Annotated in this window: 19 protein-coding genes; all 19 read right to left on the bottom strand. The window is 53.7% G+C overall.

Annotated elements, in window-relative coordinates:
• The 19 genes from EIO64_RS04605 to EIO64_RS04515 all read right to left on the bottom strand — a co-directional run bounded on the left by EIO64_RS04605 (nt 1) and on the right by EIO64_RS04515 (nt 25,317).
• On the bottom strand, nt 1-1,176 hold the full coding sequence (locus EIO64_RS04605) for an RNA-dependent RNA polymerase family protein (protein ID WP_136890870.1): 1,176 nt from the start codon (nt 1,174-1,176) through the stop codon (nt 1-3).
• A gap of 461 nt (nt 1,177-1,637) precedes the next feature.
• Nucleotides 1,638-4,367, bottom strand: coding sequence for a bacterial Ig-like domain-containing protein (locus tag EIO64_RS04600; protein WP_136890869.1), 2,730 nt, complete (start codon nt 4,365-4,367; stop codon nt 1,638-1,640).
• Entirely contained in the window at nt 4,360-4,746 is a 387-nt protein-coding gene (locus EIO64_RS04595; protein WP_136890868.1) for a hypothetical protein, read from the bottom strand. The genes EIO64_RS04600 and EIO64_RS04595 overlap by 8 nt, the downstream gene beginning before the upstream one ends.
• 71 nt (nt 4,747-4,817) lie before the next feature.
• Nucleotides 4,818-5,648, bottom strand: coding sequence for a hypothetical protein (locus EIO64_RS04590; protein ID WP_136890867.1), 831 nt, complete (start codon nt 5,646-5,648; stop codon nt 4,818-4,820).
• Between the two features lie 28 nt (nt 5,649-5,676).
• Nucleotides 5,677-6,276 carry a hypothetical protein gene (locus tag EIO64_RS04585; RefSeq protein ID WP_136890866.1) on the bottom strand — a complete coding sequence of 200 codons (600 nt, stop codon included), beginning with the start codon at nt 6,274-6,276 and terminating at the stop codon, nt 5,677-5,679.
• 1 nt (nt 6,277) lies between these two features.
• On the bottom strand, nt 6,278-7,570 hold the full coding sequence (locus EIO64_RS04580) for a cell envelope integrity TolA family protein (protein WP_136890865.1): 1,293 nt from the start codon (nt 7,568-7,570) through the stop codon (nt 6,278-6,280).
• 16 nt (nt 7,571-7,586) lie between these two features.
• Nucleotides 7,587-7,964, bottom strand: a complete 378-nt coding sequence (locus EIO64_RS04575; RefSeq protein WP_158629696.1) for a hypothetical protein — start codon at nt 7,962-7,964, stop codon at nt 7,587-7,589.
• Between the two features lie 2 nt (nt 7,965-7,966).
• Nucleotides 7,967-10,624, bottom strand: a complete 2,658-nt coding sequence (locus EIO64_RS04570; protein ID WP_136890863.1) for a phage tail protein — start codon at nt 10,622-10,624, stop codon at nt 7,967-7,969.
• 3 nt (nt 10,625-10,627) lie between these two features.
• Complete coding sequence (locus tag EIO64_RS04565; protein WP_136890862.1) at nt 10,628-11,389, bottom strand: phage tail family protein; 762 nt, start codon at nt 11,387-11,389, stop codon at nt 10,628-10,630.
• A 1-nt stretch (nt 11,390) separates the two neighbouring features.
• Nucleotides 11,391-18,578: a tape measure protein gene (locus tag EIO64_RS04560; RefSeq protein ID WP_136890861.1), complete on the bottom strand. Its 7,188-nt coding sequence runs from the start codon at nt 18,576-18,578 to the stop codon at nt 11,391-11,393.
• A complete protein-coding gene (locus tag EIO64_RS04555; protein WP_136890860.1) occupies nt 18,575-18,952 on the bottom strand; it encodes an HK97 gp10 family phage protein in 378 nt (125 codons plus the stop codon). The genes EIO64_RS04560 and EIO64_RS04555 overlap by 4 nt, the downstream gene beginning before the upstream one ends.
• A gap of 23 nt (nt 18,953-18,975) precedes the next feature.
• Nucleotides 18,976-19,803: a CHAP domain-containing protein gene (locus EIO64_RS04550; protein ID WP_136890859.1), complete on the bottom strand. Its 828-nt coding sequence runs from the start codon at nt 19,801-19,803 to the stop codon at nt 18,976-18,978.
• Between the two features lie 4 nt (nt 19,804-19,807).
• Nucleotides 19,808-20,347: a hypothetical protein gene (locus EIO64_RS04545; RefSeq protein WP_136890858.1), complete on the bottom strand. Its 540-nt coding sequence runs from the start codon at nt 20,345-20,347 to the stop codon at nt 19,808-19,810.
• 18 nt (nt 20,348-20,365) lie between these two features.
• Nucleotides 20,366-20,782 (bottom strand): hypothetical protein, encoded by a 417-nt coding sequence (locus EIO64_RS04540; protein ID WP_249390802.1) that lies wholly within the window; start codon nt 20,780-20,782, stop codon nt 20,366-20,368.
• Nucleotides 20,783-20,863: 81 nt separating this feature from the next.
• Nucleotides 20,864-21,529, bottom strand: a complete 666-nt coding sequence (locus EIO64_RS04535) for a hypothetical protein (protein WP_136890857.1) — start codon at nt 21,527-21,529, stop codon at nt 20,864-20,866.
• Nucleotides 21,530-21,550: 21 nt separating this feature from the next.
• On the bottom strand, nt 21,551-21,871 hold the full coding sequence (locus tag EIO64_RS04530; RefSeq protein ID WP_249390801.1) for a hypothetical protein: 321 nt from the start codon (nt 21,869-21,871) through the stop codon (nt 21,551-21,553).
• Complete coding sequence (locus EIO64_RS04525; RefSeq protein WP_136890856.1) at nt 21,837-22,178, bottom strand: DUF7253 family protein; 342 nt, start codon at nt 22,176-22,178, stop codon at nt 21,837-21,839. Before EIO64_RS04525 ends, EIO64_RS04530 begins: the two co-directional genes overlap by 35 nt.
• Nucleotides 22,179-22,193: 15 nt before the next feature.
• Nucleotides 22,194-24,089: an HK97 family phage prohead protease gene (locus EIO64_RS04520; protein WP_136890855.1), complete on the bottom strand. Its 1,896-nt coding sequence runs from the start codon at nt 24,087-24,089 to the stop codon at nt 22,194-22,196.
• Nucleotides 24,073-25,317: a phage portal protein gene (locus EIO64_RS04515; protein ID WP_136890854.1), complete on the bottom strand. Its 1,245-nt coding sequence runs from the start codon at nt 25,315-25,317 to the stop codon at nt 24,073-24,075. The genes EIO64_RS04520 and EIO64_RS04515 overlap by 17 nt, the downstream gene beginning before the upstream one ends.
• Between the last annotated feature and the right edge of the window lie 71 nt (nt 25,318-25,388).

Below are 25,388 nucleotides of genomic sequence, written 5' to 3'. Positions count from 1 at the left end.
TTATGCCGCCTGGTATGGCGGATATAATGCCTGAAGTCTTCTGCACTCCTTTCGGACGACTTTCTTCAGTGCAAACATCGTCTTGGGCTGATAATGCCTGTCCAAAACCTGCTGATGATTGCATTTGCGAAGCTGTCCGAGCCGTGAGATCAGTCCCGAAGCCCTCTTGAATGAGATGACGCGGTTCCTGTCTCGCCGGTAGTAGTAAAGATGAAGCGATTGCTTGAGCCGGAATAGATTATGCTTTCGCAAGATCGTGTAACCGTGTCCGAATCGGTATCCAAGAGCCGATGGTAAGCGCGGGCGGCGGTGCCGTTGCTTTTTCTTCGGCAAAGCCTGATGTGCTCTCTCGACTTTTGGCGTAAACCCGACGCGGAAGATCTGCCAGTTACCTTTGATCTTCATTCCGATCTCGGCAAGCCACTTCTTGATATCCTCCAGCAGCCTCCTCAGCTTTCGCTTGTTGGAGCCGAAGATCGTGAAGTTGTCCATCTGCCGCAGATAGTGTGATACGCCATACTGCTTTTTATGGATCATCAGATCCAAGGGCTGGAGTGTCAAATGGAGAAACCATGCGGAGAAGAATGCGCCGATGAGGACTCCGTATTCCATAATGGCGTCGCACAGCCAGAGCGTTTCGGTGTCCTTGAACACCCGCTTCAAGGCTTCAATGACATACGGCGGATCAAGCTCCTCAAAGCAGTGGTAAATGTCGCACTCGCAGCAATACTTCGTGCCCTCCACATCGTTCTTCATCCACTTCTTCAATGCCTTGACGCCGTAGGAGTTCCCTCGGCCGGGGACGCTTGCGATGCAGTACCGGTCCATGCTCCGCATAATGTGCGGGATCATCGGCTGCACAACAGCGTGGTGAACATATTGGTCCGGCCACAGAAGCGGCTCGTTGATGTCTCTCCATTTGCCTTTGCCGCTGTCCGCGTTGCGGTCCCAGCGCCGTCGCTTAAGGGGAGGGTGCATGTGCTCGTCTCCGTCGACCAGACCTTGGATGAATGCTCGGAGCTTCTCCACATATTCATCCATATTATTTTCGATCTCAATGACCTTTTTGTTCAGGCTGTGATTGCCGTTTCGCCGATGGCCGGCGTTCACTTCCCGAATTGCCAGACGAAGGTTTTCGTCTGATATGATCTCTTTGTAAACTCGAACTCGTTTCATCAGGGATGTTTTTCCTCCTTGTAGCCTCACAACCGTTCCAGCGCCGCGGGGTGTTCCAAGGCGAGACCTGGCCCGAAGTGTACTAAGCTGTGTCCTGTCGGCTTTTCTTCAGCAAGTGCTGTGCGGTCAACCGTGCGATATAGAAAGGGTGAGGAACCCCTACTACCAAATGGAGGGTTAGCCTGTGGCTCAGCAAGGATGCGACAGCCGATGTTGTCGTTCGTGTTCGACGCGTTGTTGTAGTTGATGTAGAACGGACCGTGATTCTGGTTCTGGTTATAGTTACCGCCATGGTACAGGCACGGATATCTACCATTGAAGTTCCAGTTATCCGGGACCATCGTCTGCTGCACAGTTGACCCCATGTTAAATTGTTGTTTTTCTTAAAAATATCAGTGAAATGCAAGGGGAAGGGGCTGCGGCCCCCTCACCCCTGCACCCCTACCTCTTCAGGGGAACAGTCACGCCGCCTTTGGCGGGCGTTCCTGGAGGCGACAGCCGATGTTGTCGTTCGTGACCGACGCGCTGTTGAAGTAGATGATGAAGAACGGACCGTGATACTGGTCCTGGTTATAGCTACCGCCATGGTACAGGCACGGATATCTACCACTGAAGAACCAGTCATCCGGGACATAAGTCGTTTGACTGCCGTTTGCCGCGCTCGGGAACAGTGCCCATTCAAGACCGCTTGCTGTCGGAATGGTGAAGTCGGACGGATAGCCCGAAGAGGGCGTGCCGACCAGCGTGCCATTCGCGCTGTCGCTGAAGTTGTTGGGATTGCTGATGACATTCAGGCCGTTATTGTTGTAATAGCAGCCGTCCATCCAGTCATAAACATTGTCCCACCAGCCTTCGATGTTGCGATACTGCGTGAAGCCGTAGCTGTCGCGGCTTGCCGCGGTCGTACCGGTGTGATAACCCATCGCGTCGGTCTGACCGTTGTTCATCTTGGAACCGTTCGTAGAGCAGCCTCTGCCGATGCGCTCGCCGTTCCAGTCGGCAAATTCCACGAGAAACAACATATTCACATACCAGAACTGAGCGAAATCCATCTGCCAGAAGTTAGCACCGAGGTTATGGATGCCGGTTCTCGCCTGGCTTCTCGTGATGTTTACCTGCTGTGCGGCGCCCGTGGTGGACTTATAACCGCTGGCGCAGTGATAACGGCCGATGTAGGAGTAGTCCAGCTCGCCAAGGCCGTCCCCGCGATCCCTGTTTACAGGGTCGACGGAGAAGCCCTCGACATAACCGTCCGCGATCTGGAGCTTCAGCTTCTTGCCGGTCTTCGTCCACTTGAACCAATACTTTGGCTCCTTGACCTCAACGCCGCCGCTGCGGGTCTCCTTCACCATGCCGGACCACGGCATCAGGTTGTCAAATGGAGAAGAGCCACTGCCGTTGTTCACCGCCGGAGACGGGTCACCGAAGCCTGCCGCCGCGTCTGTGCGCGTGCCCTTGGTCTGGCCGCTGCTCGTCCAATCCCACTCAACGCCGTAGATCGTGACGAAAGTGGCCGTCACATTGACCGTCGTATCAGAAGCCGCCTTGTAGTTCGTCCCCTCGGCGACCTTGACGGTGATCTTGGCCGTGCCGGTCGTGTCGTTCACGCTCTCAACGGTCACAACGCCGGTGCTTTGATTGATGGATTTGATCTTCGCGACGCTCGTGTTGTTCGAGGTGGCTGTGATCGTACCGTTGCCCTTGCGGTTCACCGTAAAGGTTGCGGTCTTGGCACTGCTCTTCAGCATGATGGAGCTCGGCGAATTGGTCACGCTGTTCACGGCCTTGCCGATCGTCCACGATACTGTCTTGCCTCCGGTGCTGCCGTCGGACCACTTGTAGTTGGAAGTCGGCGTAAAGGTGGCGCTGTAAGTGCCTGCGTTGGTAGCGGCCGTCACGGAAACGGTCATCTTTGCCGAGTCATAGGCGGTATTCCACGAAGGAGTCTTCGGGTTGCCGTCATAGACAAGCGTGCCGTTCTGGGCGGGGACCGCCGCGATGGTAGCTCTGCCGATGGTCCACTTGATGGTCTTTGCCGCGGTCGTACCGTCCGTCCACATACCCTTCTTCAAGGTAAAGGTCGCCATGTACTCGCCGGCATTCGTCTTGGCAGATACGCTCACAGAGGAGTTCTCATTGTCGAAATTCTGCCACTTCGGCGTCTGGGCGCTGCCGTTGTAGGTCAGCGTACCGCTCTGCGAAGGAATGGAAACGAGCACCGAGATGATCGTCCACTTCACTTCCTTGGCGCCTGTGCTGCCGTCGGACCACTTGTAGTTGGAAGTCGGTGTAAAGGTCGCCGTGTACTCACCGGCAGCCGTACCGGAGGTATCGCCGCCAATGGTCATCTTGTTGGTGTCATAGCCGTTCCAGCTCGGTGTCTTGCTCGTGCCGTCGGCAACAAGCGTTCCCGTCTGCGTCGGCAAAGCCGAGATGACAGCGCGGTCGATCGTCCACTTTACGCGGGCCTCATCCGTGCCGTCCGGGAACAGATAGCCGTAGGACAGCTTGAAGATCGCCGTGTAACCACCTGCGTCAGAGGCGCTCGTAACGCCGGAGATCTCCATTTTGAGTGGATCGTAGCCGTTCCAGCTCGGCGTCTTATCCGAACCGTTGTAGGTCGGGATGTTCGTCTGCGTCGGAACGGCAATGGTCTTGCCCTGCACCGTAACGACAAGGTCTGTGCTCTTCGTCACGCCTTCGTAGGTGTATTCAAGCTTCATGACCTGACGCCCCAGTGTAGAGAAGTTCGTCGTCGGATAGGTGTAATCCAGTACCGCCGCCGTGCTCCCGTCCGAGAAGGTCGCGGTCACGACCATGCCCGTCGGATCAAGGCTCTCCTGATACTGGTAGACCGTCTTGGCTGGCTGCGTGGTGATGGCGATGCTGACAAGCACCTTTTTCACCGTCACAGAAACAGTCGCGGTCTTCGTGATGCGACCCTCGGTGTAGGTGATGACAACTTCGCTCACCCCGTCCGTAAGAACGGAGGGAGAGACGGTGTAACCCGTCACATTTGCCATCAGACCTTCGCCGTAGTTTGCCACAACGACCATGCCGGTGGGGTCGAAAGTTTCACCGGACTTATAGACCGTCTTGTTGGGCGGGGTGGCGATAGTCAGACTTTCCATCTTCGGAGAGCCGCTGCCACCGCCGCCGGAAAGGTTGAATACCTTGCCAACATTACTCATCTGTTCCGACCTCCAGTCGAATGATAAAGACGGACAAGTCAACGGTCGGCGTTGTATCGCACCGGAAAGTCATCTGCCCGCTTGTGGTTACATTGTCTGCGCTCACGCCATAACTGTCGTACACATTACGGGTACCGGCGTCTGCGCCTACAAGATAAATATAGTTGCTGTCAGCTAAGAGGGAAGCATGTGCAACAGTCTGCGCTCCGCCGCTCCAATTCGCGGCCGGCAGAGTAACAGAGATGCCGATATGCTGGAGATCCTCCAGTCCGGCGGCAACAAGCTCCGCCAATTCAGCTACCTGCTTGGCGGAATCCCTCTTCCCCGCAAGTGCCAGCTTTTTGAGCTGGTCAAATGTGGAAAGCTTATGCTCTGCCATGTGTTGTTACCTTCCTTTCAAAAGGTGGAACGGGGGACAGGAAGCCCCATCCCCCGTTCGCATATGCTGGATCAGACGGTAGCCTGAGCGCCGAAGACTTCGGTCAGCATGGCGTCGACTTCCTCGTCGGTAGCCATCACGATGTCCGTCTTCTTGACAAAGGTTTCGTCGACCTGGGTCTTGGTGTAGTAAGACTCCAGGGCGGTGTTGATCGCGGCAGTCACCTCGGTCGTCTTGGCGTAATCGCCGATGCTCAGAGCATTGATCGCCTCGGTGATGTAGGCGACAACGGTGGTAGAGGTCGCACCATCGGGCAGCGTGCCGACAAGAGTCTTCAGGTCGGCGATAGCGGTCTTGTTCTCGCTGATGCCGCCGGCCATCTTGGTCGCCTCAGGTCCGTGCTTAGCAACCCAGTCGATCAGCTCTTTGTAGCTGTTGACCACATTGTCATCGGTCACATCGGTGGCGAACTTGTTGATAGCCTTGTCGATCATCTTGCTGATGGAGCCTTCGCCGTCGCCGGTCAGGGTATCCAGGTCAGCCTGCTTCGCCTTGGCGTCGATGATGGCCTTCAGAGCGGCAGCCAGATCGCTCTCAGCAACCTCGGACTTGTAGGCCAGAGCCGCCAGACCGTGAACGGGAATATCAACGCCGTTGGCGGAGATGGTGCCGTTGGTCTTGCCCTCAGCGATGAGAATGTCGGCGATCTTATCGGTCAGGGCCAGCAGAGTGCCGTTGAGCTTGATGCCTTCCAGCTTGTTAGGCTCGCCGCCGGCAGTCACCAGGTCATTGACCTTAGTGGTCAGGCCGGCAACCTTAGCGTCGACAAGGCCAATCTCGCTCTTTGTGCGCAGCGCCAGTTTCTTGAGCTGTTCAATAGTAGTGTGCTTGGTAGTAGACATATTGCATGTCCCCCTTAAATATATTTGTTCACGGCTGTTCGCCGAAAACATCATTGAGTAGGTCATCCACTTCTTTGTCAGAAGCGGTGTTGTCGGGTGTGCTTCCGCCCGGGTCGCTCGAAGCAAAGGCGTCGTTCAGCATATCGTCGACCTCTTTATCCGAGGCCGTTCCGGAAATGCTTCTCTGGATCTCAACGATCACCTCGGTCAGCGTCTTGTTTCCAAAACCCGCCGTTGATGGGTCTCCGATGATTCCCATGATCTGCTTGTAGGCTTCATCGCCCATCGGGTCTCCGGAGCCGCCTGTGCCAACGCTGATATTGGCCGGGAAGAGGATCTTGCTGGTCACATGCCAGCCAGTCGACTTTCGTTCCTCGCCCTTGACGCCATAAACGGCGATCTTCAGCGGGATACCGCCTTTCTTCAGGCATTCGCCCGGAATGTCGCACTTGTCTTCGCTAAGCACCACAGCCATGCTGACGCCGCCTGCCTCAAAGAGCGCAGTCTTTGCGAACCCGTCCCAATCCTTGCTGAAGGCGAATTCGACCGGATAAGGCGTCGCTGCGTTCTGGATCAGTGTAGTGTCCTCCACCAGCGTGGTGAAGCAGCTTTTGATCGCGATTTTCAAATCATTCGCCTCCTTCTTCGGCATTGACCGACAGTTCAAGACGCACGATGTTCACCGTGATGTCTTTGATCGGGTCGGTATCGTTCACAAATGTAATGAAGCCGGTAGTGGAGATGTCTTTCGGACGCACACTGCATTCGAGGTATTCTTCACGGCTGGCTTCATATGCATCAATGAGGTATTTGTACTTGGCAGCGGCCACAAGGCGGCTCTCCGCCACAGTGATGGAACCGTTCGACCATCCGGAGGCAGGCAGCACCAGATCGAAATGGATGCCGAGCACATCGCCCGTACCCGTTCCGTTCAGGCCGTTGTAGACGGCGATGTTGTACTTGCTTCCGTCTGTCATCGTAACGGTGTAAATATCAGTCGAGCCTGGCGTATGATTGCCCTGCGTCAACTGAATGCTCTGGATACCGTTGCCGGTCGGGCCGGTCAGCTCGCAGCTGATGTTGGTGTTTACATAGGTGCCCTTTTCAGCGTCCCAGATCCACCAGGTACCGTTCTCCGGCTTAGGCGGCTTTCCGCTGTACTGCTGTGCGGTTGCGGCGCTCTCTGCGGCAGACTCCTTGTAAGTCTTGGCGTTTGCCTCAGAGTTCTCGGCGGACTCCCGCGCGTTCTCGGCGGCCGTTTTAGCGGTCTGCGCCTTGTCACGGGCATCCACAGCAGCCGTTTTAGCGGCTTCGGCGTCCGTCTTCGATACAGCAGCGGCATCTTCCGATGCTTTTGCTCCATTTTGACTCTTCACCGCCGCGTCTCTTGCAGCTTCCGCAGCAGCACGAGCCTCTTCCGCTGCGTTGCGGTCAGCAGTAGCCTGTGCGCCAAGCGTCTCAGCCTCCGAGCGGATGGTTCTCACGCGCTCCTCGGCAGCCTTGACCTCTCCCTCGGCAAGCATCGCCGCTGTCTTGGCGTCCGTGGCCTCCTGTGCCTTCTGCTTGGCGATCTCTTCCGAGTTCTTCGCCTCTGTCTCAGACGCCTTAGCACCGGCGGCAGCTTCTTTTGCGTCTGCGGCCTGCTTGTTGACATTTTCCTCAGAGGTCTTGATGCTCCCCTCGGAGAGTGCAGCCGCCGCAGCGGATTCAGAGGCGCTTGTCGCCTTTTTCTCGGCATCTTCGGCGGACTTCTTGGCAGCCGCGGCATTTGCCTGTGCAGAATCCTTGGCGGTGGAGGCAAACTCCATCGCGCTGCTGGACTCCGTGTTCATCGCCGCCAGAGCATCATGGATGGAGCCGCGAACCTCTTCGCCATAAATGGCGCTGAGGATTTTTTTCAGAAAGCTGCTGATATCAGCCATCTAAATCACTCCTTCCTTAGTCCTCCAGCATCCAGTCGAGCAGCAGAATCTCCTCGCCGCTAAGACAACCGATCGTATCTTCATACTTGGCGGTCATCAGCTCGACCTCATGCTCCATCTCGTTGAACGGGGCAAGCTCGTCGCAGAAGGCCTTAAAATTAGGAGAGCCAACCTTGATGGAAATGGTTCCGGTCTCGTTGCCACTTTCATCCTTGTCGGGCTCTCCGTATTTGTTGATGAGGTCGTGTTTGAATGCTTCATACTCGGTCAGAGCAGTAGAAAGCATCCGGAAGTTCCTCGCGGCGATATAGCCGATCTTGTTGCGGAGCTGAAGAAGCGGCCGCAGGTTCTGGACCATCACGACCATTTCTGAATTTTTAAGCTGTTTCTTCAACATTATCCCTCCTTTTGCTGAAGCAGTTCTTCGACCATTTGATAGAGTTTCTGGATCATGTGCGTATTGAGCGCGATAAGTTCACCGTATCGGATGCTGTAACGATAGTCTATGATGCCATCCGAAAGGATCTCTTTGACAGGATCTTTGACAAGTGCCGCAAGTTGATCCGACGTCAGTCCGGTGTCAAGCATTGCCTGTTCTACATCCTGCGCGATGAAGCCGAAATGTTTCCGCCCGGAAGTACCTTTGTTGTACTTGAAGGTGGATGGCTTCAGCGCCAGGAAGAACGCCTCATAAGAGGCAAGATCATAGTCGATGCTGTTCTTGATCCTTAAGTCGGAACCGTAACTTGGCTCTTCACTCATGGTGATGCCGCCGGAAACTACAAGGTCTGCTCCGGTTCCGGAGATACGGGCGCCGGCATTGGTAACGATAATATAAGGCTCCCAACCAGGACCGTTAGAACCATACATCATCGCGCCATAAGTCGTATGCTGACCGTCAGAGCCATGCCCTTTGCAGAATCCACCATAATCGCATGATAGGTCGATATAATCGGCATTGATTGTGCCGGAGCGAATATAATCGGCATTGATGTAAAGCCGTCCGCTGTACGAGTCGCTGAAAATACCGAACTTCGTACCACCTGAGGTGAGCACATCAAACACATTCTGGTCGGTGCACCGATCCTGATAGGCCTTATTTGCTCTCGACCATGCAGCAGAAGCCTCATCGTAAGCATCATCTGCTGCGCTCTTTGCAGTGGCCGCGTTTGCATTCGCCGTGCTTGCCAGCGAGTAGGCTGGGTTGGAGGTGAGATTCTGGTTCGTCACGGACGCCCAGTTGATCGTGCTTCCGGCGGACAGCGTCACCTTACCATCTATGGTAACGGAACCGCTGGAATCAACAGCAAAGGTCGTGCGGACACCGTTGGTAACGGTAAGCCCGTAGACGCTCAGATATTTGGACTTGAATCGCTCGTCATCCATCATGCTGTTGCCCGCTCGGTCAAGGAAGTCAGAGGCCTGAACCACGCCCTTGAAGTTTCCGTCCACACCGACCAGCGTACCGCTGAAGGTGCCTTTCGCCGCAGCCAGAGTACCCGCAAAGGTGCCTCGGCGTGCGGTAAGGTTGCCTTCCTCGTCAACAGTGAAGTTTCCGTCTCCAATGTCGATGGAGCCTTTCTTCATCGTCAGCTTGCCGCTCTCGAAGTCAAGCGAGAAGTTTCCGCCATAATCTTTCAGCGTACCGGCACGGATTACATCAGCATTGAGAACACCGGTCGTGATATAGTCTGCCACAATAGAACCATCCATTGTAATGGCAAGCCCAAAGGTCTTTCCGTAATCCTTTGAGTAGCCAAGGCCGTTCATGTTCCATTTCCAGAGCTTGTCGGCTTTGGTATAGTCGCGGATATTGGAAATATAAAGCGTGTCAGAACCGTATTCGTCCCGTGTGATCGTGATGTAGCCGGTCGTGGCCGCTGTCATGATCTGTGTGGCGTTTTCTTTTGCCTCTTTCAGGATGTTGTGCGCCTTGGGGAGACCCTCGATTTTCTCAAGGATAGCGGCGCTGATCTGGTTGTTCACACTGGTAAGGCTTGTCTGCACCGTGTCGCCGAGCGTAAACTGGGTATTCTCCGGGCTGTCCAGAGGGATCTCCAGCTTCGTGACAGGAAATACACGGTCAAGACCATGCGGTCGCGAGATCACGCGGATCTCGTCCAGCAGTTTCACTGCCTCCACATTCGCATTAAGATAATGGAGGTCAAGGGCACTCACTTCCAGTTCCATATTGTCGAACTGTAAGTCGGCAAGATATGCCTTCGCCTTTTCCAGCAGCGCTTCAGGATCAGAAACGCTGTCCCATGTCACTGTTTTCTCGATCCAGCCATAGGTTTTCACAGCCTCGGAGGACTGGACATAAAGGCTGCCCTCATTCACACTCTCCACAGTCAGATAGGCGTCCAATGCCTCGATCTCGCTCTTGTCAAGCCTGTTGCCAAGCGGAACGATGACCGTTGCGAACTCCGTCATATCCCATCCCTTGGTGTGTTCGATGAGGTTGGAGCCGAACTGGATCGTCTGGCTGCAAGTGTCGGGGTAATCAGCCAAATAGTCGAGATAGCGGATGCCGTCTTCCTTACGCACCCGCAGATGACCGCCGTACTGCGCCACCAACGCATTCAAGATCGTGATGGTCTTTTCATAGTTGGTGTAATAAGTCGGAAAATCTTCATCCACCACAGTAACAATGCCGATGGTGAACTTCCGGTTGTCTCCGACCTTTGCGTTGTGAATGGCGATCATCGCCTCAAGGTACTCACGAATCGTCCCTCCGGCGTACTCCGCAGGCGGCTGTGTGCTGTCGTTGAAGAATGCAAGCTCGCCCTCGCAAGTAAGCACCCGGTTTCTGTAAAAGTCCTCGTTTTCAGAGAGGACGCGCCCCGCCCAGATCTCTTTTCCGTCCTTGTGGACGGCGATGTCAGTCACCATACGGATGATGGTGCTGTATCCGAGATTGGAGGGCGGAACCGTCATCACGAAGGAACCGGCCGCATTGTCTTCCAGCGTCAGCTTGGGGCTTGCAAGCTTCATGTTGTCCAACGCGAAGGCATCATTGTAGATGCAGACGCCATCGGCATAAACAGAATACATCGCTTACAACCTCCCTTGTCTGAAATCAACGGACACGGTCCCCGTTCCCTCGTCGACCCAAAGATAGATCGTTCCGCCATAGTCGCCAAACAGAATAAACTCAGGGATCTGAATGGTTCCATCCGGCAAAAGCTTTGTTAGGTCGATGCTGAGCTGACGGTTGACAAATCGGACATGAACGCCGCGCCCTTCACTACTTTGCACAATGAATCTGGGGCATACCGGAGCCCGTCCGTACATCACCGCGTCCAGCTCGATCTCTTTCATCTCTGTCGTCACCGCAATATTGCGGAACAAAGCTGCCTGAATGACTCCATTTTGAAAGTTGAACGGGTCCCATAGCCAGTTGTCGATGGAGGAAAGGTTTTTCCACTTGTACGGGCCGACATCGTAGTCGATGACGAGCCGCGACCAGTCCTTTTCCGACTTCCAGGCGTTCACTGTGAAGCGACCTTCGTAGAAATATTCAGGATCGTCCTCAAGGATCGCCCGCATGGTCTGTCCATGCAGATAGTCCATGATGTCCGAGTACGCCATGTGCCATGGTTTGAAATCATTCATGACAATAAACTCGATAGACCCTGTCCGGTTCTGATACACCGGATACCCGGTGAGGGCTTGCGACAGATCAATGACGCCGTCCCCACCGGGAATGTCCAGAGTCTTTACCTTTTGCGCAGGTGGATTGAATAGCGGACGGGAAGCGGGGGCAAGCCGCCAATCGTCCCATGTGTTCTTATCGCCAAATGTGATCGAATGGTACAACTTAAATCCCCCTTCCTCTTTGTGTAGACCGCTGCCCGAGCGCCACATCCATCGGTTCAGCAAGTTCGCCGACGAGCGCACCGGTGTTCAGCACAACACGCAGCTTCTCCATGCGTTCCAGCATCGAAGCCATCTCACCTCGAAGCGTACGGAGTTCAGCCACAACATCATCATTGTCGACGGAAATGGTTGTCTGGCTGCTTCCGCCGCGCTGTGCCTCAAATGCAACGGCAGCCTGCCCGACAAGGCCGACCGCTCGCTGCGAATAGAATAGGTTGTTCAAGGCGTCTGCTCCAGCCGATACGGCGGAGAGATCCAGAACAGGACGGATCACTGGCTCCATGTCGAACCCGCCGCTCACAATGTCGGCAATGGTCTGGAGCACACCGGAAAGACCGCCCTCGGCCGACTCCGCCATCTCAGAACCGGCCGCATAAGATCGGTCAACATAGTCCTGAAGACCTTTCACGAAACCAAGGCCGGTGTAGTTACCGATCTCACGGAATACCCTCGATGGAGAGTGGATGTCCAGTGTCGATTTCGCCGCCTGTACGCCTGCAAGAGCCAGTTGCGTGATCTCATCAACAAAGCTGGACTTCTCAGACTGAATGCCTTCAGTAAGCCCCTTGACGATCTGCTTGCCGGTCTCATCCCAGCCAGCTTCCGTCAGAACCTTCTGCGCCGTGTCGGCCATCTCCTGAAGCTCATCCTCAGTATTGTTCTTGATAAGACCAACCTTTTCCTCAAAGCTTCTGCGGAGCTGTTCCAACTGAGCGTTGGCATCTTCCGTAACCTGGTTCATCTTCTCCTGCCAGAGAGCACGATACTCGGTGAGCTCCTGATCGGCCTCCTCGCGGAGTTTTGCAATATTCTGCTGGGTCTCTTCACGCAGCCCCTCTAATTCGCCGACCGCCTGCTCGCGAGCCATTGCGTGCTTGACCTTCCAGAGGTCAGCATACTTCTCAAGCTCGGAGTCGCTCATGTTGTTCAGCGCCTTGATCTGGGCGATCGCGTCAGGACCCATATCCTGAAGTTCCTCGATAAGGTCACTGTCAAGTCCTCTGCCGGCAAGAGACTCTAAAATATCCTGCCATTCGCCAAATTCCTTGACCTGACCCTCAAGATTCTTCATCAGGGTGTCGCCGCTGACCTCATCACGCTCCTTCACAGCGTCAAAGAGGCCATAGGACTTATAGAGGGAATCCTCGCGGGATTTCAGAGCATTCTCGTACTTGTCGTTCTCAGCCTGAATATCGCTCGCCAGTTGCGCGTTGATCGACTTTACCTTATCGGCGTACTCTTCCTCCAGGTCGAGCCGCTTCTGGTTCGCCTCGCTCTGCACAGACTGCACATCAGAGATATACTGTTTCTGCGCGTCGCTGATCTCTTTCTCCAACTGGTAAACTTGCAGGTCGAGCTTCTTCCGCAGCTCTGTCCCCTTGGCATATCGGCTCTGAACACGCTTATAGGCAGCCAGTTCCTCCGCAAGGGTCAGCTTGTTATACGATTTCTGCTCTTCGATCCAGTTCATCGAATACTGATAAGTGGCCGTAACCAACTCATTTTGAACACGATAGACCTCGCGGTCGATCTGCTTTCGTTCCTCACTGCCCTCGCGGTATTTCTTCTGGAGCGTTTCCCATCCGGCAAGCTCCTCTTTCAAGCTGAGCTCGCTGTAATATTTCCGCTCTTCCGCCCAATCCTTAAAGGAGTCGAGTCCCTTCTGCGCGACCTTGATGGCTTCATCGCTCATCTTTGCCGCAGCCGAAGAAACCGGAACGATCGCGTTGTTGATACCGATGGTCATACCCTCGCCAATGTTTTTACCAAGCTCGATAAACTCACGGGAGGGAGAATGGCTGTCCAACGCCTTCTTTGCCGCATTCAGCGCCGCAAGGCCCAGATCACGGCCCGCCTGAGAGGCGCCGCTCAGCTTCGAGCGGATGCCGTTGATAAAGCCCTGCGAAACATTCCTGCCGGCTTCATTGAACTGGTCCTTGTAGTTGTTCACTTCTGCCACAACGACCAGCATGACAGACTGCATCGCCGTCCGCACGGAAGCACCGTTGCTGCGGATCGTGGTGCTGAAGCCGACCATCATCTGCACGACCGCGGTATTCATGCTCGTGGTATGTGCTTTCACAGTCGCGGCCATCGCAAGCATCAGCTCAGCCATCGCCACATTAACGATCGTCTGGTTCTGCCGGATGGTCGTGCCTGCGGAATTGAGCATATAGATGATTGCCGTGCTCACGGTAGCTCCACTGTTATAGAAGGCGTCGGTAAAGTTTTGGATACTTGTGTTTGCCAGCAGAATCAGCGCATTCGTAAAGTTCACAAATGCATACTGATCCATATTCTTCACCATATCGGAAAGCGCCACCAGCTTCTCGACCTGTGTGATCGCGCTGGAGAGCTTGCTCATGTTGATACCCTCGATAGAGGCGGAGTAAGCCGCAAGACCATTGCCGAAAAGAACGAGCTGGTCGCCGAAGTCGGCAATACTGTTGTCTCCGGTGAAGAAACTCACAAGCCCGCCGCAGTTCGGAATGGTATTGGATAGTTCCACGAGCGCCTTACCGGCAGAAGCGGAATTGCTGACGGCACCGACATCCATTCCTTTGACAGCGAGAGAGTAATCCTTCATGGCCTTTCCGAACGGAACCAACTGCTCTCCAAACTTGTCCATGTCATTCTCACCGGCAAAGAAGCCGACTACACCGCCGCTGTTCGGCAGCGTTGTGGCCATCTCTGCAAGTGCCTTACCGGCAGTCGCCGCTTTGGAAACAAGGTCGGCGTCCATCCCGCTGATTGCGTTGCTGAACTCCGTCATGCTTTCTCCGAACGGAACGAGCTCATCAGCAAAATCAGAAAGAGAAGAACTACCCGTGAACCAGGATGCAATACCCTGCACAAGCTCGGCCTTCGTAAGCAGCAATATCGCGTCTGTCAATGCCTGCACACCGCTGAACATCGCCGGAGAGATGCTGCTTGCGCCGTCGATAAACGGCTGAACATTTGTCATAAACGCTGCAAGATCACTGCCGATCTGCGGGAACTGACTGGAAATACCACTCATGAATCCACCGACAATGCCGCCGACAAACCCACCGATCGCCGTACCGATCTGCTCCAGCAGCTTACCGCCCTCACCGATCAGCCAGGAAAGGCCGGGGATCTGTGCAAGGGTACCAACAGCAGCAAGAACGATCGCCAGCTCAGCGATAAGAGCACCAATGCCGAGCACACCTATCATAGCGCTTGGGATCAATGCGGCTACCGCACCCAATGCGACCATAATGCCGGACAGCAGACCGATGCCGGCGATGGTTTTCACCAATACACTTGTATCAAGTCCTGCCAGAGCATCAATGATGCCGGAGAAGAATGCCGCGATCACATTGACTGCCGCCTGAATGAGTTCGGGCAGCCGCTCTGCAATGCCGTTCAGCAGGTTGATCAGGAACAGCATAATAGAGTCAACGATTTCCGGAGTATAGTTTGCAAGAGAGGCGAGCACGCCGGACAGCAGTGCTAATGCACCGTCAGCGATTGCAGGGACGCACTCAACAAGTACATCAACCAGCGTAAGAACGACGGCCTTAACAGCTTCTCCAATAGCGGGAGCTCCCTGAGTGATCACGCCGCAGAACGCTATAATAGCCTCACCGAGCTTTTCGGCAACGGCAGGGATCAACGCGGCAATCCCTGTGATGATCGTGCTGAGTCCTGCCACAATAACGGTCACACCTGCGCCAAGAGAAGTAGCCAAGGCGGTAATGCCGACTGCAATAGCCGACAGTCCGGCACCGGCAGCGAGAAGACCTGCTCCGATGGCTGCGGTACCGACACCGATCAACGCAAATGCTCCGGAAAGTGCCAGGATCGTCGGAACAAGAGGAGTCAGCACAAGACCGGCCACACCGATCACGGTGAATGCACCGGCAATCGTCACAAGCCCCTTGGCGATGCTCTCCCAACTCATTGAGCCAAGAGCCAGCAGCACCGGAGTCAGAATAGCCAATGCGCCAGCCGCTACCAGCATGGCAGCAGAGCCAGGCAAAGTACCGTTCATCACATTCAGACCGATGGCAAGCTCTGCAAGAGCGCCGCCCATTGTGACGAGCCCTTTTGCAATCTCTTCCCAGGTCATACCGCCCATCTTTCCAAGGGCATTTGCCACGATCTCAAGTGCTGCACCGACAGCGATCAGACCAATGCCAACACTTATCGTGTTCTTAGGCATCACCTTCATAGCGATAGCCACTTCGGCCAATGCGCCGCCCATAGCGACAAGCCCCTTGGCGATCTGATTCCAGTCAAGGTTTCCGAAGTCGCCCATCGCGGAAGCAAAGATTTTCATAGCAGCGCCAATCCCGATCATCGCGATCCCGGTGGATACCAGACCCTTTGCATTACCGGTCAACTTGGTAAAGACCGTGATCTCCGCCAGAAGAACACCAATGGAGCCAAGCCCCTTCACAAGCTGTCCGAAATCGAGACTACCGAGATCCTTACAGGCAGATGCCAGGATTTTGATTGCCGAGGCAAGGATGACGATTCCCGCCGCTGTTGTCAAAGACTTTCCACTGAACTTTGCGGTGTTCATAAAGAGTGAGACTTCTGCCAGCAGTACACCGACACCAGTCAGCCCTTTTACAAGCCCATTCCATTCAAGTGTTGCAAGGTCTGTACAGACCGATGCAAGGATCTTGATGGAAGCCGCAAAGAGAACCATCTGTGTCGCACCCTTCATCGAAGAACCGCCGCTCATGTTAAGCAGCTTCACCGCACCGACCATCGCCGCCATCAAGGCTGTCACACCGGCAACACCTTTTGCAAGCTGTCCACCATCCAAGTCACCGATCTTTTTCAGAGCTGATGCAAGGATCAGGATGGATGTGGACATGGCGAGCATCACTGTCGAACTCTTCACCGCGCCTTTAACATCTCCGCTGATTTTGGTAAAGACCGACATGGATGCCATCAATTCGGCAAAGAGAACCGTAATAGCTCCCAGTGACGCAGATAACTTCTCACTATCAATAAGAGAAATCGCGACGATAGATGCCGCCAGAATTGCAATAGCACTTGCTATTTTCAGCAAAGTTCCGGCTTTTAACTGCGTCTGATACGCCTCAAAGCATCCACGAACCCCATCCAGAATCCCCTTCACATTGTCAAGAAGACCTCCGACTTCATCAAAGGGCTTCGTCAAACTATTAGTGAATTTGGTTATGGCAATCGCAATACCGCCGATAGAAATTCCGTTCAGCAGGTCGATGATTCCGCTAAAATCAGCGTTACTCACCGCAGTTACGATCTTATTGATGCCGTTGCCGAGCGCATCGAAAATACCCCCGCCAATTTTCTTAGCGGCAATGGATAGTGCTTGGATCAATGCGGCAAATTTCGACACATCGGTATTTCCGCCAATCTTAGAAAACGCATCGGAGATGCCATCTTTCAGACCGACAATAGCGTCTTTGACCTGACCGGCACGCTCTTTCAGCTTCTCCAGGATCGTGTGCAGGAGTTCCAGTCCAGGAACCTGAATATTCTCTTCGGCAGTACCAAAGAGTTCTTTCATAGACTCCTTCGCTTCGTCAAGCGTCGGCAGACCGAGGTATTCACGAACAGACTCGGCAAAATTCTTGATGGCCGTAACGGCACCGCTCACAAAATCAGAGATTTCCTCAATGCCTTTGCCAAAGGCGTCGTTCTTCTTGATCGCTTCGTCAAGCTTGACGAGCCATTCTCCGATAGAGCCGGTCACGCCGAGAACACCGCCGCCTAAGCCGGTTACTTTCCCAAGAAGAGAACCGACCGGACCCAGAATTGCACCGATTGCCCGCTTGCAAATATCAAGAATGGCGAACAGACCCTTGAAGGTGTTCTTCAGGTTTTCGGAAGCAGTGTCACTAAGCATCAGCTTTTCTGTGAACTTCAGCAGTCCTTCCGTCAGATTATGAAGCTGTTCCGCAGTAGTTGGCGGAAAAATATCACGAAAGGCTTCTGTGATCGGCTTGATAACTGTCCCGATCCCCTTGAGCGTGTTCTTGAGAGACTCGATCAGCTCGGTTCTGCCGCCAAGGTCTTTCCATCCCTGAAGTACCGAATTACGAGCATCAGACTGCGTATCAATAAATCCGCCGATCGCCTGACTAAGACCAGTCCACAATTCCTTGGTTTCCTCAAAGTCACCAAAGAGGATTTCCCAGGTATTCGCCCAGCCAGAGCCCGCAGCTTCCTTTAGGGTGTCTATCAACTGTGAGAATGTCTTAACATCCTGTGCAGCAGCGAATGCCTTCTTGCCGATATCGGTCGTTTCATCAGCATAATTACGAAGTGTGCCGACAAGAGCTTCCGTCGTCATCCACTGATCCTGCAAAGAATCGTTAAAGTTATGTGTGGCGTCGATGACATTTCCCTTGACGGTCTTATACATTCCGTCTGCGGTTTTCGTCAAAGTTCCGCACGCAACAGCCGACTCCAAAAGCTGCGTCTTGAATTCCACAGTTGCCATGTTCGCGTTTTCAATGGATTTCCAGTCGATCAGCTTGACATATCCTGCGGACAGGGCCTGCGCAAAGTTATACATTGCACGGGAAGCCTCGTTTGCATTTGCACCAGATACGGCAGCCACATTCGACACGCCCTGGATAGCCATAACAGCATCCTCAAGGCCGACGCCGGCATTCGTGAACTTACCGATATTGGAGGTCATATCCTGGAAAGAGTAAATTGTCTTATCGGAGTAGGTGTTCAGCTCCTGAAGATACTTGTTGACCTCCTCTAACGATGCGCCGGTGCTCATCATGATCGTCTGAATAGAGCCCATCTTGAGCTCGTATTCATCAAAGCCTTGTTTGGGAGGCTCCAATGTAAACGATTCGATCATCCGTTTTCCGGTATTGATGACCGAGTTGGTAATGTTTGAAAGGGCGGTCACCGCCATGACTTCGAGCGCCGAGAATTTCATCCGAACAGTCTCGACGGAATTGCTAAGGGTCGAAAGGTCGCACTTTTTAGCCGCGTCGCCAAGGCCCTTCAGACCTTTAGCCGCACCGTCCAGATCCAAACCCTCTTTGAGTTTGTCGAGCGTGGACAAACTTGTCTTCACACCCGCCTCGAATTGACGGTTGTCGAATCGCATTTCAACAACTCTCTCGTCGATCGTTGTGCTCATGTCTTCGTGACCTCCTTCCATGCGTCATTTGCGATTTGATCAAAAATAGGCCGGATAGCAGGATTGATGTAATCACGTCCCGCTACCCAGCCGCCGGTTCCAGTTCCATGTCCATACTGCAAAATGATGGCGATTGGAACTCCATTTTGAATATTTGAATTGTGAAACGAGATGCTCACAAAACCCTTCTTGTTCGTGATCTCGTAATACCACGATTGGGCCGTTTCTCCAGAGTCAACAGGCGTTGCAGACGCAAGAGCGGCCACTCCGGCTCGGCCATACTGATCGAGGTCTCCGAGATGCACCGTTTCTTTGGCTCTCTCCAAAAACCTCGTCAGCTTGGAGAAGTCGCCCTTTTGTCTGAACGTGATCATGTTTTCCTCCAAATTGCACTTGTTTACTTCTTCAAATACTGAGAACTGCAAAATCCGGTGTATGTGACACCCTTGTAAGTGACCTGAACATAAAGCCACTTTACATTGCCGACAAGTGTGTAGTACCCGTAGTTTGCAACTTTTGTACCTTTGGGAAGTACGGCGAGACTGGCCTTACCGGTTCCTGCACCATTACGGATATGCAGCCCAACATTCGCCGTGACAACATAAGTACCGGCCAAAGTCTTATTGAAAGACCTTGCTGCCTCAGATGCCTTTTTAGCACTTGCGGGCTTGCTTGCCGAGCCATTACTCGGCGGTGTTGCCGTGTTGGAACCTGTCGAACCAGCTTTGGCAGAATACTTGGGGAGGCAATAGCCTCGAATGTATTTGCCATTCACCCGCAAGGTTCTATACCCAACGGCATCACTCATATTTCCTTCGATGACCTTGATGGAATTTCCGGAAACACTCACCACAATGCCAACATGATCAGCGGCACCGGTATTATCACCAACGCCGTTATCTTGCCAGTCATACATAACAACATCACCCGGAGAGGGGACATAGGCATCATTCTCTTCCCAACGACCGATCTTCTTATAAAGATTGATCATTGCTCCGCATCCGCATTCGGTCGGCGCGATCTCTGTCAAGCCGGCCTCAATAAACACAGCGCTCACAAAAGTTGCGCACCAGGCGTCTGTGTATTTCACGGGGTAGCCTCGTGCAAGCGGTTTGTGACTGTTATAGAGGTCGATGATTTTTCTATGCGAGCCATTGCTTTCCTTGCATCCGAGATACTTCTCTGCAATCGAGACTACTTTGGCTCTCAGTTCTTTTTCTGTCATGGTATTACCCCCTTGTATTCCACTGCTTCCGTCGGGCAGCGTTAAGCGCTTTATACTGCGCGGCAACCTCCGCTCTCGAAAGCTTCTGAGGCGGCGACCCCTCCACATTACACACATTGATAAGGGTCAGAAGTCGGTTCAGATGCCATTTCTGGCACTCAAACGGGATACCGTAGGAGATCATCCAATAATAAATGACCTCTGCCGTGACGATTTTACGGCTTCCACCCTTTTTCTTTGCATTGGAGATGGTCGTGGCGGTCATCGGAGCGTCAATGTACTCCGTGACCGTCTTCAAATTTGATGGAGTGATCGCTTTATACACATTCGGGTCGACATTCTGTGTCAGTGTCATGCACCGGATGTAGTCGATCGTCTCTTCTATGGTCATCGCCTTGCGGGACAAGTAAGGCTTGTGCCATTTGGCTTCCCATTTTGAAAGAGAGACCAGCGAATGCTCCAACTGGAGCGTCTGCTCCTTGGTGTTGATAAAGTTTCCGACCCCGTCAAACAATTCGGTAGCCGGCACTGTGATCTTCAGCATCGCCGGTCCTCATTATCATCAGTTTTCAGGAACAGCGGGAGCTTCGGCACTCTGATCGGCCGGGGCTGCCTTTTCCGTCTTGGGAGGAACAATGCCGTTGACGAACTCGCTCGCAGCCTTAGCGTCGGTTGCCAGCTCCATGAACAGGTTGCTGTATGCCTCGGTCTGAGCGAAGGCATCGCGGACTTCCTGGTTCTTAATGAATCGACGGCCATCCGGAGACTTCTCACCGTAAGCGCGCAGAATGATGTCCTTGAAAGTCTCGATGATGACCTTGCCATTCTGCGCGGCAACGATGCGGTTGATCATTTCGACCAGGCCTCCCTCAACAGAGACCTCCAGTTCAGTCACCTCAGCCTGTGTCAGGTTGAAGTAAAAATCCTCCTTGCGAGTGGTACCGTTGTAGTCGGTATAAGCGATGGTTTTCTTAAGCATGATGCTTTCTCCTTTCAAAAATTAAAGAAAGCGGAGCCCTCAGTGAAGAGAGCCCCGCTTTAGAAGTTCTTGTACCGTGAATCAGCCGGCAGCCTTCGTCAGCTCGATGACCTTCTCGGGCATCGGAAGCATGGGTTCGGTGGCCTGGTCGCCATCGGTGCCGTACAGCATCTCCTCCAGCTTCGCAAGCTTGGCCTTGTCGGTCTTGGTGGAGTCGATGACCAGATGCGCGGTCGGCTTGAAATTGGGAACATCCACAGGCGTGGTGCTGATCTCCCAGCTCATGGTGGCAGCCTCGGGGCTGTCGTTCACGGTCTGGTTGTTCTTCTCAGAGGGAGAAGCCTGCGCACCGTACACCAGATGGAGCTTGTAGCCATATTTCGTACCAACCGTATCGTTGCCGATCAGCGTGCGATAGCAGAAGCCGAACATCTTTCGATCCTGCTGGGAGATGGTGACGCCCGGGGCGATCTCAGCGCAGCCGTTGCAGGCCTCGAACTCATCGGGATAGGTGTAAGCCTCGATGGTGGCGCCGAAGTCCTCGGCACTCATCAGGTTCAGGTACTTGATGTTGTCCGCCCATACGGCATTAGGCTCGCCGCCGGAGGGGCTCTCGTTAACGGCGCTCAGGCCGTACCAGGGCACGCCTTTGCCGTATGCATTGTCCTCGCCCATCGGGAACAGGACGCCGTGGTCGACGCCGGTCTCATACAGACGCTTGCCGGCTTCATCCCATTTGATCTTCATAGCTGTTTCCTCCTTGTAAGGTTAGAAATATAGGTTGAACACATCATGGTTCAGGTTTTCTTTGGTATAGTGGCGTTCATGGCTGCACATCGGAAGAAGCGCGATCTTGCTTGGGATCTCGCTGTCAGGATTTCTGTAAATCACAGTTACCTGATACCGGTCGTGAAGCGCATAGGGCTGATTATCAGCAAAAGTAGGTTCAATACGGCTGCGCTCGTAAACGATGCAGTCATAAATCATTTCCTTGCTGGCGGGAGGCTGAAAGTACACACGGCACTTTTCGCCTCGGTCGGGGCATCCAAGAATGTCAGATAGCGTCTTCTGAAGAAGCAGTCTCTCCATTGTAGACACCTCCGATCGTCAGGATCAATCTTGGATAATGGACTTCAACATTGGAGATTTTCCAATTTGCCCCCATAAAGCCAACATACCGCATTCGGTGGAAATTCTGGTTGGCAAACGGATCGGCGACTATGCTGATCTCATTCGCAACATTGATGTCGTCATTGAGCGTTTCCGATGACTGAAGACGCCTGGTGTTACGGGTCAAGTTTCCGAAGTACATCCGCTCCGTGATCTTTTCCACATATACACCAGGCGCCGTTTCCACCGTTTCAGCATAGCCTACCGGTCCGTAAAATTTTGCCATTTTGAATTTTCTCCCTTAGATGCCGTCGTGACCGGCATCCTCGGTCTGGCCGGAAGAGGCCTTCACGGGCTCTTCCAGTGCGATAGCAGACCACAGTCTGGTCAGCGCGCCGGACAGACGAGTCTCGATCAGGTACTTCTCCTGGTTGAAGTCGATGTCGAACTGGTTGAAGCGGGTGATCTCGCCGCCCTTGGTAGAGCCGACGGTATAGTCGCTCAGGTTGACGAAGATACCCAGCAGGTTATGCTTCTTGCCGGTCTTGTCGGTGCGGGCCAGACCCTCGAACTGCTCAGCAGTGTGCAGCTCATTGATGTTCAGCGCGGCAGCCAGATCAGCCTTGGAGTTGTAGATGCGGCGACCGTTGGTGTCGCGGGCCAGCAGCATCACATTCACCAGATGCGGCGTGCAGAAGAAGTCGGGAGTGCCGGTGCCCTTGAACTTCTCGCGGGAGTAAAGGGCAGCCGTGATGATCGCCTCGGCGTAGATGTAGTTCTCGCCGAAACGGGAAGCGGTGCCGGTACCCTGAAGCTCGTTGCGGGCAGCCTCGATGTCCACATCATAGTGAATGGTGTAGAGATCGTCGTCATTCCAGATAGAACGGACATGCTCCTCAGAGATCTTGTGCTCATCCGCCTCATCGCGACCATCACCGATCAGGATAGCAGTAGCGACCTCTTCCAGCAGAGTCTGACGCATCACACCGTACTGGTACTCGACCACATCGAAATCGGTGATATCGATGATGTCATCGCGGTGCATGGAGTCAGTGATGTAGATGGTCTGCGGATCGGTGGTGCGCTTCATCAGCTTCATGTTGCCGGAAGGAACCTTCTTCTTGCCCTTCTGGTACCCATGCGCGCGGATATCATCGCCGCGGGCATCCATGTTGCGGGTACGGATACGGCTGATAGGGCTCTTGTGGACCTTGTTCATGACCACATTGACCCAGCCCTGGTCACGGGTGATGAGCTCAGGAGCGCCGGTGCGCAGATCCTTATACTCGGGGAACAGGGCCTCGATGTCGTCGATACCGTGCTTCAGAGTATCGTTATGCTGCTCGGCGTAGAGCTTCATAGCCCCCTGAAGAGTGCCTACGCTCTTGAGCTTGGCGCTGGCGATGATCTCGGTCTGAGCGGAATGGCTCAGGGTGGTCGCCTGATTGTCCTCAGGCTTCTCGAAAACATTGTGTTTCATAGTCTTATCTCCTCCTTCGGATTTGTCAGAATGTTCGATGTGGCCGTCGTCCTTCTTCTCTTCGCCATCATCGTTGTCAGAATCGCTATGGGCCATAGCATTGGCGAGTAGAGCAACCACAACGGTCTTCTGCTTTTCGGTCAGGCTGTTGATAACATCTTCAACGGTATCGCCATCTCCGGTGTCTTTCTTGTCGCCATCGGCGGACTTCTTGCCGTCATCGGCAGAGTCATCAGCTTTGCCTTCATCTGCATGGGCGAGCGTGATAGGTTCGTTGGCACAGAAGATAACTTCCTGCTCAGCGCCCTCTCCATGAGCAAGATCGACAAAGTCGATGAATGCTCCGGGATTTGCGCCGGCGACCACAAGGCTCAGCTCCTTGATGTCACCATGCATCACATTTCCGCCCTGCTGCTTCAGGCCGTTGGCATAGATGGACAGGGAATCCACATCTCCATGCTGCACGATCAGCTTAGCAGCCTTACCGGCAGCAGTTTCGTTGAATGTGCAGTAAGCGTAAACGCCATCCTCGCGGTTTTCCAGCAGCGCATGGCCCAGAATATTGGTCGGGTCGTCATGCTGGTGATTCCATACGAGGGGGACGGTCTTTCCGTCGCAATGCGCAAACGCATCACGGCGAATGGTGCGGCCATCACTGCACACAAGGTCATTGCGCGTCGCCCAGCCGCTGAAGTCGTACTTAAGTTTCTTCTCCATTTTGATTGTTGTCCTCCTTCGGTGTTGATGCCGGCGTGCTTTCCGCCGGTGCGCTCAGATTGCTGTTGCGCAGCTCGTCCGCCTTTGGGTCGGAAGAAGGCTTCATGCCGATCTTCTGCCGGATCTCATTCGAGGTCATAACCTCATTGCGGGTGAACTTGTCAGTCATCTCAGCGATCTTATCGACAGGCACCAGCTTGAAGGGATCTCGGAAGAACAGGATGGACTGCTTTTGCGACCGAGCAGTTTTTGTGAGGAATTTCCTCTTGATCTCATCAACAATGGCAGAGAGGATTGGCTCAACGATTCGAGTCAGGTAGTTCTGCATCGTCTTATCGTCGGCAGAGCCATCCAGAATGCCCTGGGTCAAACCTAACTGGCTGTAAAGCATACTCGTTAGGTATTCGATCTGGGACATCAGGTTGTTCTCGACGGGGCGATTCAGTTGGACCACATGCTCAGTTCCGTCAGTGTATGCAACACCGTATTTGGAGCTGGCTAACTGGTTCTCGATATCTTGTCGGCGCAATTCCGCCTGTTGACGACGTGCTTCTGTCTTGATGACATACGGCAACTGAATGATGAGGTTCAGCTTTCCGGAACTGTTCTGCTCGTCAATGGCGTCCAGCAGGTTCAGCTTTCGGATAAGCCGCTGCATCGTAGAGTTCGGTTCATTCATGACAGCATAGAAAGGATTCTCCACAATGCCGACGGTACTCTTGGGGACAAGAATATCCTCTTTCTCACCGCGCTGGTCATTGTAGACGCGAACCTTTACATGCTGCGGGAACCATTCAAGAATCTTGCCGGTCCGCATCGTCTCGATGTCAATGCCGCCGGTTTTCTCAGGATCAAAGTTTGTATCGACAGGGATGATAGCAACGCAGCCCTCGTCCAGCATCGACATAACAATGTCCTGCATAAAAGCCCTTCCGGTCTGGTCAACATTGGCTTCTACCGTTAAACAGTTATTAAGCCCACTCTCGATGACCTCCTTGAATCGGTCGCTGCCATCCAGTCGCACATGCTGAACGGTCATAGATGAGACATCCAGCGCAATACGGTTATAGACCGAGGTAATGATCGAACGCTCATTTCCACGGCTGAAGAGTGGACGGTCGGGGCGATAACCGTAACTCGGCCCAATCGACATCCGAGAAACATAAGAATCTCGGTTCATGAATGTATTCCATGCGTGCTTTAGCCGCGTGGCAACTGTCATTTCCATTCGGAACTCATCACCTCCTTCATGGCATAAAAAATTCCGCAGACCGTTCAAAGTCTGCGGAGCATTGTAAA

Origin of the sequence: Dysosmobacter welbionis, assembly GCF_005121165.3 — a bacterium.
In the GTDB taxonomy this organism is placed as follows: Bacteria; Bacillota; Clostridia; order Oscillospirales; family Oscillospiraceae; genus Oscillibacter; species Oscillibacter welbionis.
The sequence above is the reverse complement of the archived record's forward strand: the minus strand, read 5'-3'. Positions and strand labels throughout refer to the sequence as shown.